11 protein-coding genes are annotated in these 12,962 nt (G+C 49.9%); 10 read left to right on the top strand and 1 reads right to left on the bottom strand.

What is annotated here, in order from left to right; all coding sequences use genetic code 11:
- Nucleotides 1-107: 107 nt before the first annotated feature.
- From WKT10_RS09555 to WKT10_RS09530, 6 genes are all read left to right on the top strand, one after another.
- On the top strand, nucleotides 108-944 hold the full coding sequence (locus WKT10_RS09555; protein WP_066546905.1) for a DUF6612 family protein: 837 nt from the start codon (nucleotides 108-110) through the stop codon (nucleotides 942-944).
- A 138-nt stretch (nucleotides 945-1,082) separates the two neighbouring features.
- Nucleotides 1,083-1,901 carry an SseB family protein gene (locus tag WKT10_RS09550; RefSeq protein ID WP_066546911.1) on the top strand — a complete coding sequence of 273 codons (819 nt, stop codon included), beginning with the start codon at nucleotides 1,083-1,085 and terminating at the stop codon, nucleotides 1,899-1,901.
- Nucleotides 1,898-4,627 (top strand): NYN domain-containing protein, encoded by a 2,730-nt coding sequence (locus tag WKT10_RS09545; protein WP_340276877.1) that lies wholly within the window; start codon nucleotides 1,898-1,900, stop codon nucleotides 4,625-4,627. Before WKT10_RS09550 ends, WKT10_RS09545 begins: the two co-directional genes overlap by 4 nt.
- 42 nt (nucleotides 4,628-4,669) lie before the next feature.
- Complete coding sequence (gene fliB / locus WKT10_RS09540; protein WP_340276875.1) at nucleotides 4,670-5,794, top strand: flagellin lysine-N-methylase; 1,125 nt, start codon at nucleotides 4,670-4,672, stop codon at nucleotides 5,792-5,794.
- Between the two features lie 130 nt (nucleotides 5,795-5,924).
- Nucleotides 5,925-6,761 carry a P-loop NTPase gene (locus WKT10_RS09535; protein ID WP_340276873.1) on the top strand — a complete coding sequence of 279 codons (837 nt, stop codon included), beginning with the start codon at nucleotides 5,925-5,927 and terminating at the stop codon, nucleotides 6,759-6,761.
- A gap of 23 nt (nucleotides 6,762-6,784) precedes the next feature.
- Nucleotides 6,785-7,498, top strand: a complete 714-nt coding sequence (locus tag WKT10_RS09530; protein ID WP_066546921.1) for a GTP pyrophosphokinase — start codon at nucleotides 6,785-6,787, stop codon at nucleotides 7,496-7,498.
- Nucleotides 7,499-7,514: 16 nt separating this feature from the next.
- On the opposite strand, the gene WKT10_RS09525 is transcribed toward WKT10_RS09530, so the two are convergent.
- Nucleotides 7,515-8,252, bottom strand: a complete 738-nt coding sequence (locus WKT10_RS09525; RefSeq protein ID WP_337934010.1) for a GNAT family N-acetyltransferase — start codon at nucleotides 8,250-8,252, stop codon at nucleotides 7,515-7,517.
- Nucleotides 8,253-8,444: 192 nt separating this feature from the next.
- Here WKT10_RS09525 and WKT10_RS09520 point away from each other — a divergent pair, with 192 nt between their 5' ends.
- From WKT10_RS09520 to WKT10_RS09505, 4 genes are all read left to right on the top strand, one after another.
- Nucleotides 8,445-8,807 (top strand): CidA/LrgA family protein, encoded by a 363-nt coding sequence (locus tag WKT10_RS09520; protein ID WP_066546927.1) that lies wholly within the window; start codon nucleotides 8,445-8,447, stop codon nucleotides 8,805-8,807.
- A 4-nt stretch (nucleotides 8,808-8,811) separates the two neighbouring features.
- A complete protein-coding gene (locus WKT10_RS09515; protein WP_337433437.1) occupies nucleotides 8,812-9,516 on the top strand; it encodes an LrgB family protein in 705 nt (234 codons plus the stop codon).
- 100 nt (nucleotides 9,517-9,616) lie between these two features.
- Nucleotides 9,617-12,022, top strand: a complete 2,406-nt coding sequence (locus tag WKT10_RS09510; protein WP_340276869.1) for a DUF4125 family protein — start codon at nucleotides 9,617-9,619, stop codon at nucleotides 12,020-12,022.
- 20 nt (nucleotides 12,023-12,042) lie between these two features.
- Entirely contained in the window at nucleotides 12,043-12,879 is an 837-nt protein-coding gene (locus WKT10_RS09505) for a MerR family transcriptional regulator (RefSeq protein WP_066546949.1), read from the top strand.
- Nucleotides 12,880-12,962: the final 83 nt, after the last annotated feature.

Below are 12,962 nucleotides of genomic sequence, written 5' to 3'. Positions count from 1 at the left end.
AAGAAATATATTTGCGTTTTACATGGACAGCAGAGCTGTTTTGGAGTACAATAGCAGTATCATCAGTGACAATTTAAGAGGAATTTCTTTACCGAGGAGGTTACGCTATGAGAAAAATGAAACGTTTCTTTGCTGTCCTGCTATCAGCCGCGCTGCTTTGCCCTATGACCGCCTACGCAGATAATTCTGAGGATGCAAAAGCTCTTTATCACCAGGTATCCGAAACTCAGAAATCCATTACAGACATGAACGCCTTTGCTGATTTTAAGATTTCCATCGGAGGCAGTATCCTGGAGGATACAGGCGTAGATGCCATGAATCTGCGTATGGAAATGAATATGAAGATGAACCATATGACAGAGCCTCAGCAGATGCGCTACATGATGTATTCCCGTACGACTATGGACGGCATGGAAGAGCCGATGATCATTTCCGCATATTATCAGGACGGCTGCTACTATCAGGATTCCATGGGACAGAAGGTAAAGATGCCTATGGATATAGGAACTATGATGGAGCAGAGCATGGCATCCGCTATGGCCTTTGAGGATGAGTTTGAGAATTATTTATCCAATTTCCGTTTATGGGATGAGGGAGAAAATAAGGTGATCGGCTTTGTGGCTGAAGCCGACCAGATGAATGAATATTTCCAGATGGTGATGAGTTCTACCGGCATGAGCGGACTGTTAGATACGGCAGGCATTACCATGGGCGATGTGATCTATGAATATGTGATTGATCCGGCAGGAAACTGCATTAAGATGCGCATGAAGATGGATATGGCAATGGAAGCAGATGGTGAAAGCATCACCATGAAGCTGGACGGCGATATCGGCATCGCAGACCCGGGCCAGCCCGTAGAGGTTCCCACAGTTCCTGATCCGGAGGCATATCAGGATTTTGAAACTCTGATCGCAGAGGCTGTACAGGCAGAGCAACAGTAAAAAGACAGGAAATTTAAAAGCAGGTTATGAAGAACCGGCGCAGACCAAAAGCGCCGGTTCTTTTTCCTGAACTAATTGCACCCTTTTGCGGAATGTGGTACAATTTTACAAGAATGTGTTGATAAGGAGAAAATGAAAATGAGTGATACGCAAAACACCGTTGCAGCTGTAAAGAAGGAGCTTCTTACCCGGCTGGGACATGACGCTGATATTTTTGTACTGATTTCCCTGTGCACAAGGGAACCGTATGTGGTATGTGATCCGGAAACCTTTGATGACGAGGTATTCTTATACTTAAATGAGGAGGAGGCAAAAACAGCAGCAGCCGGCCTCGCAGAGCAGAAGATCCCTGTTTCCGTTGCAAAGGTAAACGGTAAGGATATGCTGGTATTTTTTACCAGTCTTTATGCTATGGGCGTGAATGCCCTGATCGTGGAGATGAACGGGGAAAAGGCTTCCATGCAGGTAGGAGATATTGTAAAGCGCAAGTCTCCGGATGATATGCCCCAGGGAACCGTGTGGGTGGAAAATCCATCCCTTCATCTGACTGCCATCTATCTGGCTCAGGAGATGAGACGGCCGGCAGCTGAGGCAGAAGCAGAGGCGCGGGCAGAACGGATCAAAGAGCTCAATGAGGAGCTGACAGCCGATTTCCGCAAGGGCAGCTATATTTTTGCCATTCAGAAAGAGGAGAAGGGGATTCCTCTTGTAAAGATGAAGGACGGACAGCTGTTCCAGCCTGCTTTTACAGATATTCTGGAGTTCCAGAAATTTAACCGCGACAATAAGCTGCGCCCGGTTGTGGTGGAGGCAGAAAAGGTGCCTACCGTACTGGCGGCTGAAGCAGGCGGCATTATTTTAAATGTGCTGGGAGTAAACCTTCCTTTGACTGTAAACCGTCCGGGGGTTCAGAGACCGGAAGCACCTGCGGCTGAGGCTGTGCCTGAGCAGGCATGAAAAAAACAGTTGTAGGTCTGTTGGCCCATGTAGACGCCGGAAAGACTACCCTGTCGGAGGCTATCCTTTACGGCGCCGGAGCCATCCGCAGGCTGGGGAGAGTGGACGACAGGGATGCGTTTTTAGATACCTTTGAGCTGGAGCGGGCCAGAGGGATTACCATTTTCTCCAAACAGGCCGTTTTTTCCATGGGCGATACGGAAGTGACCCTTATGGATACGCCGGGCCATGTGGATTTTTCAGCAGAAATGGAGCGCACCCTTCAGATCCTGGACTATGCCGTTCTGGTGATCAATGGAGCGGACGGCATCCAGGGCCATACGGAAACGCTGTGGAGGCTGCTAAAGCGCTATCAGATTCCGGCCGTTTTGTTTGTCAACAAAATGGATCAGGCGGGTACGGATAAGGAGCGCCTGATGGCAGAGCTAAAGGATCGTCTGGATGAGGGCTGTGTGGATTTCGGAGGCTGGCAGGCAGATGGGGGAGAATGGAATCCCGGAACAGACGAGAGGGAGAGCTTTGCAGAGAACCTGGCGGTCTGTGATGAGGCGGTGCTGGAAACATATCTGGAGACAGGAGAGATTGGCAGGGAGGAGATTATCCGCATGACAGCCGGCCGGAAGCTTTTTCCTGTATTTTTCGGATCAGCCCTTAAGATGAAGGGGATCGAGAGCTTTTTAAGGGGGCTTTTTGAAATTGTCCGGGCTCCGGAGGGAAGCTCTTCTTTTGGTGCCAAAATCTATAAAATATCCAGAGACAGTCAGGGAAACCGTCTGACCCATTTAAAGGTTACCGGAGGAGTCCTTCGTGTGAAGGATGCGCTGATCGGGGAAGAAAAGGTCAACCAGATCCGGATTTATTCCGGATCAAAGTATGAGACGGTTCAGGAGGCGCAGACAGGTACGGTCTGCGCAGTTACCGGCCTTCTTTCCTCTGCTCCGGGACAGGGGCTGGGAGCAGAGGCTGCTTCTGAGCTTCCGGTACTGGAACCGGTGCTGACCTATCGCATTCTTCTTCCGGAAGGTACGGATGTGCATAAAAGCCTCCGGGATCTGCGCCAGCTGGAGGAGGAGGAGCCGGAGCTTCACATCCTCTGGGAAGAGGCGACCGGTGAGATCAAGGCTCAGGTTATGGGCGAAGTACAGATCGAGATTTTAAAAACGCTGATCCGTGAGCGATATGGTCTTGAGGCAGAGTTCGGCACGGGAAATATCGTGTATAAGGAAACAATCCTGGAGCCCATAGAGGGCGTGGGCCATTTTGAACCTCTGCGCCATTATGCGGAGGTGCATCTTCTTCTGGAGCCTGGGGAACCGGGAAGCGGCCTGCAGTTTGACACAGTCTGCAGCGAGGATGTGCTGGACCGGAACTGGCAGAGGCTGGTGCTGACCCATCTGGAGGAAAAACGTCACAGAGGCGTTCTTACAGGGGCTGAGATTACGGATATGCGGATTACCCTTTTAACCGGACGGGCCCATATTAAGCACACAGAGGGAGGGGATTTCCGCCAGGCGACGTACCGGGCTCTGCGCCAGGGGCTGCGTGCGGGAAAATGCCGCCTGCTGGAGCCGTATTATGGGTTCCGTATGGAGATTCCTGCGGAGAATCTGGGACGGGCAATGGCAGATATAGAGCGGAAAAACGGCGTATTTGATCCTCCGGAAACCGAAGGGGATATGGCGGTTCTTACAGGAAAAGGGCCGGTGGTGAATCTGAGGGATTATCAGAGAGAGGTCACTGCCTATACAAAGGGAAGAGGACGGCTGTCCTTGTGGTACAGGGATTATGAGCCCTGCCACAATGAGGAGGAGATCATCGGCCAGGCAGGATATGATCCGGAGGCAGACCTGGAAAATCCAACCGGTTCTGTATTCTGCTCCCATGGAGCCGGTTTTGTGGTACCCTGGGATCAGGTGGAGGACTATATGCATCTGGAAAGTCCTTTAAAGAAGAAACAGGCGGAGAATGAGGCTGAAAGGAAAGTATCTGCCGCGGATGTCCGTTCCAACGGTTCGGAGCCGGGCCGTGTTTTGGGCGGTGCAGGAGGCTCCTGGACGGATGATAAGGAGCTGGAAGCTATTTTCGAGCGCACCTTCGGCCCGGTACGCCGGAAAAATCCTGGCCAGGAGGGAGCGAGAAGCCGGGTTTTTGCCAGTGAAAAGAAAAGAAAGCCGGAGGAAAAAAAGGAGGAGGAAACAGAGTACCTTCTTGTGGATGGCTATAATATTATTTTCGCCTGGGAGGAACTCAGGGAGCTGTCGAAAACGACCATTGAGGGCGCCCGCCACCGTTTGATGGATATTCTGTGCAATTATCAGGGCTATAAGAAATGTACGCTGATCCTGGTATTTGACGCTTACAAGGTTTCAGGGAATACAGGGGAAGCGCTGGACTACAACAACATCCATGTAGTATACACCAAAGAGGCGGAAACAGCGGATCAATATATTGAAAAGCTGGCTCACCGCATTGGGCGGAAGTACAGCGTGACCGTGGCTACCTCAGACGGTTTAGAGCAGCTGATCATTTACGGACAGGGCTGCCGCCTGATGTCTGCAAAAGATTTGAGAGAGGATATTGAGTGGACGGAGCAGCTGATCCGCGAGGAGAAAAAACGCCTGGGAGCACCTGGCAAACATTACCTGTTTCAGGGAGCAGATAAAGAGCTGAATGATTATCTGGAAGAGATCCGGCTGGGACGAAAGGAAACAAAAACACAGGAGTAGTGTGCGCCTCAGACGTACATATTCGGAAAAGAGAGATAAGAAATGCTGTATACATATCCCCATTATTACAGAATGTTTCAGTGTATCGGGTCAAAATGTCCCGATACCTGTTGTTCCGGATGGGCAATTATGATTGATGATAAGGCCTTAAAACGGTACCGGAAGACAGAGGGTTCCTTTGGAAACCGCCTGCATAATTCCATTGACTGGAAGGAGGGTTCCTTTCTGCGCTATGAAGGGCGCTGTGCCTTCTTAAATGAGGAAAATCTCTGCGATCTTTATATTGAACAGGGAAAGGACAGCCTGTGCCGGACCTGCAGGCAGTATCCCCGCCATACAGAGGAATTTGAGGGCTGCCGAGAGATTTCTCTGTGTCTTTCCTGTCCGGTGGCTGCAGAACTGATCCTTGGCTGTAAGGAACCGGTCCGCTTTCTGGAAAAGGAGGATGAGCGGGAGGAAACCTATGAGGACTTTGATTTTTTCCTGTATACAAAGCTCATAGATGCCAGAAGCCTTATTTTTAAACTGCTCCAGGACCGGAAGACGCCGGTTTCCCTGCGGCTTTCCATGGTGCTGGCTTTGGGCCATGACTTTCAGGGAAGGATTCGGAGAAACCGGCTTTATGAAGCCGACGCCCTGTTTGCCAGATATGAACGGGAGGATCGGATCAGGTATTTTGAAGAAAAGAAAATTCAGGGAAGCCGGTATGATTTTCTTAAAAAGCTGTTTTCCCTTTTGGGGGAAATGGAGCCCTTAAACCTCAAATGGCCTTCCAGAAGGGGGAAAATCGAAGGCTCTCTTTACGGAAATGGGGAAGAGGCTTATAAAAAGGCCTGGAACGTATGTTTAAAGGCCTGTCCTGAACTTGAATTATGGACTGAGCAGCTGATGGTATACTTTGTATTTACCTACTTCTGCGGAAGCGTTTACAATGAAAATCCTTATGGAAAGCTTAAAATGGCCCTGGCCTCTGTACTGATCATTCAGGATATGGCTTTAGAGCGTTTTATGGAGCAGGGAAGCCTGGATGTAAAGGCCATGGCGGATACAGCACACACCTATTCCAGAGAGGTGGAGCATTCAGACGAAAACCGCCTGCTCTTGGAGGAGCGCCTTACAAAGGATCCGCGGTTTGGATTGAGGGATTTTCTGGGGGCCATGCTGTAAGGGATTAAGCCTGTAAAATGCAGAAACAAACGTTCAAAGGAATGGACATTCCGCCAGGAAAGGATTATAATAAAAAGAGTGTCTGCTTCTGGCAGAAAAGGAAACTGAAATTTGGAAGGAGAATATGATCATGAGCGAATGTAATCATGACTGCGGTTCCTGCAGCGCAAACTGTGAGAGCCGTACAACAGATAAAACAAGCTTTTTAGAGGCTCTGGCTCCGGAAAGCAAGGTGAAAAAGGTCATCGGCATTGTGAGCGGAAAGGGCGGCGTGGGCAAATCCCTTGTAACCTCCATGCTGGCTGTAAGCATGAACCGCAAGGGCCACCACACAGCCATTCTGGATGCGGATATTACAGGCCCTTCGATCCCCATGGCCTTTGGCGTGGCAGACGAGAGACCGGCTGTGACTCTGGATGGACGTCTGATGATTCCGGCAAAATCCTTAGAGGGCGTGGAGATCATGTCTGCCAATCTGCTTCTTGAAAACGCCACAGATCCCGTGATCTGGAGAGGCCCTGTGATCGCAGGCGCTGTAAAGCAGTTCTGGACGGAAACCCTGTGGCAGGACGTGGACTATATGTTTGTGGATATGCCTCCGGGAACCGGCGACGTGCCTCTGACGGTTTTCCAGTCTCTTCCGGTAGACGGAATTATCATCGTTACCTCTCCTCAGGAGCTGGTAAGCATGATCGTGGCAAAGGCTGTTAATATGGCAAAGAAGATGGATATCCCCATTCTGGGCGTAGTGGAGAACATGAGCTATCTGGAATGTCCGGACTGCAAAAAACACATCCATGTATTTGGCGAAAGCCATGTGGAGCAGGCAGCACAGGAAAATGGCTTAAAGGTTCTGGCTCAGATCCCGATTGATCCGAAGATCGCTCAGATGGTTGACGGCGGACGGGTAGAGTACATCGAGATGCCATGGTTTGAAAAGGCTGCAGAAGCAGTGGAAGCTCTGTAGGACAATATGAGGTGGCAAAATCAATGAATACGAATCTTAGCCCCAACAGCGAACTTCACCAGTCCATCGTCCGTGTTCCGGATGTGGCCCAGGTTCCGGATATCTGGCTGGATCAGGCAAGACAGTTCCAGCAGGTGATGATGCACTATACCTGCGCCATCCGGGAGGTAAAAACGAAGCTGGAGGTCTTAAATGACGAGCTTTCGGTAAAGAACCAGAGAAACCCCATTGAGATGATCAAGTCTCGTGTGAAAAAGCCGTTGAGTATTGTGGAAAAGCTGCAGCGCCGGGGACTGGAGGTATCTCTGGAATCGATGGTTAAAAACTTGGATGACGTGGCGGGAGTACGGATTATCTGCTCTTTTGTAGATGATATTTACGAAGTGGCAGAGATGCTGGTGCGCCAGGATGATGTAAAGGTGATCGCGGTAAAGGATTATATCAAAAATCCAAAGCCCAACGGCTACCGCAGCTATCACATGATCGTGGAGGTTCCCGTATTTTTTACGGATTCCAAGCGTTTTATCCGCGTAGAGGTTCAGATCCGCACCATTGCTATGGATTTCTGGGCCAGTCTGGATCATGAGCTGAAATACAAAAAGTCATTTGTAGATACAGACGGGGAGATCAGCGGGGAATTAAAAGAATGCGCCGATGTGATTGCCCAGACAGATGAAAAGATGCTGGAGATCCGAAAGCGCATTGAAGCTCAGGGAGTAGAGGTGCGCCGGGATTAGGCGCGGTGTATTCCGTTTAATAAAGATAAAAGGACAGGGTTTCAGTGATATGAAACCCTGTTTTTTTATACAGGGCCATGGCAGGAAGATTCTCTCCCGATACCTGGAGACGGACAGAGGAAAATCCAAGGGCTTTCAGCCGGGGAAAAAGATGGTGCAGAAAAGCCAAAGCCCGTCCCTGTCCGCGAAACGCCTCTTCGGTAAGGAGCTGATACAGATAGACCGAGGAGCCGTGAGCGGAGAGAAGGCAGGATACATGAGGGCAAGAGGCCATTCCTTCTGTTCCCTGAAAGGAAACGGTAAGCTCGTCTGAAAAATCGGCTTCTGTTTTCAGGCGGGCAGATGGAAGGTTTTGAAATGAGTATTCCATCATGTATTCATCAAAGGCTTTTTCGGCTTCAATGGAGTTGAGAACCTGCAGCCAGAGTGTCTGCGTGGGACGGACGGAAAAGAAAAGGTCATCCTCTCCGGGACAGTTCCCCTTTTGGCAGGCATTTGCCAGCAGAGCGGAAAAAATCCCCTTCCTGCGGTAAGCTGGATGAACGAAAGGGATTCCTTCCCAGGAATGAAGATCCGTTTGGAACAGGAGCAGGCAGCCGGTCAGTTCGTCATTTTCATCAGCAGCCAGCCAGAGGCCGTCTGCATCTGCCGGCAAAGCGCCGGGAAGGCCGGGGGACGGAAAACAGAGATCAAAAAGAGCGGAAAGCTTTAAATGCCGCCTATGCTCCAGTGCGTCAGCGTAAAAAAATTTCATAGAATTCAGATCCTTTCCGGATATGTTTTCTTTTATTGTAATCGGCCATTGTCCGGAATGCAAGACCGGGTGGATTGTATTTCCTTTGTATTTTATGAATTCAGACCTTGCGCCTGAAAATGGGTGGTGATAGAATAGGACGGCGTATAGGATGGTTGGGAGAGTACATATAAAACAGTAGGAGGAATCCATATGAAGTATGTAAAACAAATTGGCATTATCCTGGGGGTCACCCTGGCAGGAGAGGCCCTCAGCCACTTTCTTCCGTTTCCAGTACCGGCAGGCGTATACGGCCTTTTTTTAATGCTGACAGCCCTGATGAGCGGGATCGTGAAGCTGGAAAGCGTAGAGGGGACCGGAAATTTTCTCATGGATACCATGAGCATGATGTTTATTCCGGCTACCGTAGGGATTATTGAAAGTGCAGACCAGCTGCGGGAGGTGCTCCTGCCGTTTCTGCTTATTATTGCCACGTCAACGGTGATCGTCATGGCAGTTACGGGAACAGTGGCCCAGAGAATGGTGGAGAGCGGAAATAAGAAAGAGGAGGACTAAGAGGATGAAGGAAATACTGAAGGAATTTTTGGAACAGTCACAGTATTGGGGATTTGTATTCAGTGTCGGAGCGTATTTGTCTGCCTGCTGGCTGAAAGAAAAGACAAGGCTTGCTCTTTTAAATCCGCTTCTGGTGTCAGCGGCTGTTATCATTGTTTTTCTTTTGGGAACAGGCGTGGATTATGCGGTCTACAGTCAAAGTGCATCCGGTTTGGGCTGGCTTTTAACACCGGCCACGGTGTGCCTGGCGATCCCTCTTTATAAGCAGCTCCATCTGCTGAAAAAATACGGAGCGGCTGTATTTGCAAGCATTGGATCAGGAGTGGCAGCCAGCGTGGTGAGCATTTTTCTCATGTGCCGGCTGATGGGGCTTTCCCATGTAAATTATGTCACGCTGCTTCCAAAGTCCATTACCACGGCTATCGGAATGGGAGTCAGTGAGGAGGCGGGGGGGATCGTCACCCTGACTGTTATGAGTATTATCCTCACAGGTGTGATCGGAAATGTACTGGGAGAACTGGTATTTCGCATCACGGGGGTGCGCCACCCCATTGCCAGGGGGCTGGCTTTAGGCACCAGCGCTCATGCCATTGGTACCGCTAAGGCGCTGGAGTTGGGGGAGATTGAAGGGGCTATGAGCAGTCTCTCCATCGCTGTGGCAGGTTTGATGACCGTGATCGCAGTTCCGATTGCAGCAAATCTGATATAGGGTTGGTCTTGCAATTCTCGTCTGGTGGTGATAAAATAAACAAACATTCGCACAAAACAAATATATTTTATACAAATCATACAAAGGAGGGGGCTGCGGCGTGTTCCAATTAGATGAATTTATGAATGGGCTGGATCGTCTGTATGAGAACGGACGTATGGATCTGGCAGAAGAATATCTTACAGAAGGCATGAAAACAGCGAGGCAGGCAGATGACAAGGGGGGCATTCTGGCTGTTTTAAATGAACTGATAGGATATTATCGTGTAAGGGGAGAGTATGAAAAATGTGTGCTTTGTGCGAAAGAGGCGATGGAGCTGGTGAGGGAACTGGGGCTTTCCGGAACACTTCATCACGGAACTACCTGTTTGAACGCAGCCACCGGCTTTCGTGCGGCGGGAAGGTATGAGGAGGCAGAAGCGGCTTACAGGGAAGCCGAGAAGGTATACGCCTCTCTTTTAAAGGAGCCGGATTACCGTCTGGCGGGCCTTCACAATAATCTGAGCCTTCTGTATGCGGAAACCGGACGGCTTTCGGAGGCAGAGAAAAGGGGCTTAAAGGCGCTTGATATGATCCGCCGTCTTCCTGACGCTCAGGCAGAGTGTGCTACAACGCTGACCAATCTGGGAAATATCTGCTTTAAGATGCACCGCACAGCCAGAGGCGCACGGTATATGAAGGAGGCGGCAGCGCTTTTTGAAAACCTTCCCGGAAATCCGGATCCCCATTACCCTTCTGCTCTGGCCGGTCTGGCGGAAGCCTGTTTTCATCGGGGCGAACTGGATGAGGCGGAAGCGTATTACAGACAGGCTATGGAGCTCATCAACCGTCTGTACGGAAAAAATGACGGATGGCAGACGTTAAACCGCAACCGGGAGCAGGTTCTTGATGTGAAAGCCCGAAGAGAGGCCTTTGAAAAGAGCGGGATCTGCGGACTGGATCTGGCAAGGAGCTTTTATGAACAGAAGGGCCGTCCTATGCTGCTGGAAAAATATCCTGCCTACGCGGACCGGATTGCCGCAGGCCTGGCGGGAGAAGGCTCAGAATGTCTGGGATTGGATGATGTATATTCTACAGATCACGATTTTGGTCCCGGCTTCTGTTTCTGGCTTACAAAAGAGGACTATGAAGCAATCGGAGAACAGCTTCAGGCAGATTATGACAGGCTGGCAGAGAGTTTTAAGGGGATTCCCGTGCGAAATACGACAAAAGAGGGAGCGGGCCGCGTGGGAGTGATCGAAATCGGTGCTTTTTACAAAAGGCTTACCGGTCTGGAACATGCTCCAGACTGCAAAACGGCTGAGGACATGGCCGCATGGAACAGGATCCCTCCGGAGCAGTTAAGAACTGCGGTCAGCGGAGCTATTTTTGAAGATAAACTGGGAGAATTTACCAGACGCAGGAGGGAATTTGAAGCCTGTCCGGAAAAGGTACGCCTGTACCGTCTGGGACTTTGTCTGGGAAAAATGGCCCAGTCCGGACAGTATAATTATGAGCGGGGCCGCCGCAGAAGGGATATCGGGATGATGCAGGCCAGCCTTGCAGAGTTTATTCAGGCTTCTGCAGAGGCGGGATATCTTTTAAACCGCCAGTATATGCCCTTTTATAAGTGGAGATTGCGGGCTATGGAGGCGTTTATCTGTGTGCGGAAGCTTAAGGGAGCGCTGGAACAGCTGGCAGGCAGCCGTCCGGACGAGGAGGAAACAGAGGAGCGGATTGAGAATGTCTGCGGGATTATTTTAGATGAACTGAAGAAGCAGGGGCTGACAGACAGTGACGAGCTGTTTTTAGAGCGCCAGAAGGCGGAAGTTTTATCGCGGATGGAAAAACTTTCTGGGGAGAAAACACAAAAAGAGGAGAAATCTTCTGAATCTGATGCTGCTCCGTCAAAGGAAATCAGGACTCTGGCAGATGAGATTACCGCTATGGAGTGGCAGCAGTTTACACAGGTGAAAAATCAGGGCGGACGGGCTTCCTGTCAGGAAGATCCTTACACTTTTGACATTATGCGCAAAAGCCAGTTTTATACCTGGGATCTGCCGGTGTTGGAAAGTTATCAGGAAGATTTAAAAGAGGCCAAACAATCAGGCTGGAACCTTTTGACGGAAAAGTATGCCAGGATGATGGAGCATACTGCGCCGGAGGAATATGATGCATTAAAGGACCGTCTGCCTTACAGGGATCCGGCAAGAAAAGTCCTGGAGGAGCTGCTCGTTTCCCTTATGATGGACTGGACAAGGGAAACAGCAGAAAAATTCCCCTCAGTTATGTCTATGGGGCGCAGCCTTTCTGCATCAGAGGACGGGATGTTCAATACTTCAAGTGAAACGTATTTAAAAGGCGAGCTTGGTACATATTCCGACAAAACCTTAAAGCTTTATGCAGCCATGCTTTTAAAGCGGATGAAGGATGGGCGCAATCCGGTCCGGGAAACGCTGGAGCATACAGTGGCTTTTTACGGATATCCTTCCCTTGAGGAAGCGGAGCAGAAGCTTGGCAGGAGATAGGAAAAGGAGGTATAGGGGTTATGGCGGCAAACAAACTGTATTCCATCGGAGAAGTAAGCAAGCTGTGCAATATCTCTACAAAGGCTCTCCGCTTTTATGATAAGATCGGCGTGATCGCGCCGGATGAGGTAGGTGAGAACGGTTACCGTTATTACACCCTGGATACCATTCTCCGGATCCCTATTTTAAAATATTACAAGCAGATGGGGTTTCGGCTGGAGGAGATGCAGGGGCTGGTAAAGGGCGGAGATTACTATGTGGTAGGCTCCTGCTTTCGCAGCAAGATCAATGAGCTGCGGGAGCAGGAACATGCGATCCACAACAGCTATGTATCTGTAAAGGACTGGTATGAACTGATCCAGGAGGCAAGGGCAGTGCTTTACAATAAAATCCAGGAAGTGGGAATGCGCTATGTAAGTGAGGATCATTACTGCTATATGGATCAGGAGTTTGAATATCACTACATGGATTCGATTATCAATATTCCCTGGGTCAATTATCTGGACACGGTAAAAAATGAGATCACCGGGCCGGTAATCCTGGAATTTCCATCCTGGAAGGAAAAGATGAAACGAACCTGCAGACAGGCCAGGATCATGCAGAAACCCATCCATCCCTGCTGCTGCGGAACGAATGAGATCAATTTCGGCGGCTTTCTGGCAGCGACGATCTATCATGTGGGCTCCCATGACCGGATCGAGGAAAGCTATCAGAAGCTGGCGGAATGGGCGAAAGCAAAGGGGGCATCCCTGGGGCCGAATGTTTATGAACGGTATGTGGTAGATTACTGGACCACTGCAAATGAGGATGAATTTGTGACAGAGATTATTCTGCCCATACGAATTTTAGAGGAATAAAACAAAAACCTTCCCCATAGGGGAAAAGAATGGAAAGAGCTTTCACTTACAGGAAAACTTCTTTCAGGGATAAAAAGCAGAAG

It is taken from the genome of Enterocloster sp. HCN-30185, from assembly GCF_037890305.1.
Classification (GTDB): domain Bacteria; phylum Bacillota; class Clostridia; order Lachnospirales; family Lachnospiraceae; genus Enterocloster.
Note: the sequence above shows the minus strand (reverse complement) of the source record. Positions and strands in the feature narration are given on the sequence as shown.

Bases quoted from the DNA above. Each gene is read 5' to 3' on its own strand.
- WKT10_RS09505 (WP_066546949.1), top strand. From the start codon at position 12,043: ATGGCGGCAAACAAACTGTATTCCATCGGAGAAGTAAGCAAGCTGTGC.
- WKT10_RS09535 (WP_340276873.1), top strand. From the start codon at position 5,925: ATGAGCGAATGTAATCATGACTGCGGTTCCTGCAGCGCAAACTGTGAG.
- WKT10_RS09530 (WP_066546921.1), top strand. From the start codon at position 6,785: ATGAATACGAATCTTAGCCCCAACAGCGAACTTCACCAGTCCATCGTC.
- WKT10_RS09545 (WP_340276877.1), top strand. From the start codon at position 1,898: ATGAAAAAAACAGTTGTAGGTCTGTTGGCCCATGTAGACGCCGGAAAG.
- WKT10_RS09520 (WP_066546927.1), top strand. From the start codon at position 8,445: ATGAAGTATGTAAAACAAATTGGCATTATCCTGGGGGTCACCCTGGCA.
- fliB (WP_340276875.1), top strand. From the start codon at position 4,670: ATGCTGTATACATATCCCCATTATTACAGAATGTTTCAGTGTATCGGG.
- WKT10_RS09555 (WP_066546905.1), top strand. From the start codon at position 108: ATGAGAAAAATGAAACGTTTCTTTGCTGTCCTGCTATCAGCCGCGCTG.
- WKT10_RS09515 (WP_337433437.1), top strand. From the start codon at position 8,812: ATGAAGGAAATACTGAAGGAATTTTTGGAACAGTCACAGTATTGGGGA.
- WKT10_RS09525 (WP_337934010.1), bottom strand. From the start codon at position 8,252: ATGAAATTTTTTTACGCTGACGCACTGGAGCATAGGCGGCATTTAAAG.
- WKT10_RS09550 (WP_066546911.1), top strand. From the start codon at position 1,083: ATGAGTGATACGCAAAACACCGTTGCAGCTGTAAAGAAGGAGCTTCTT.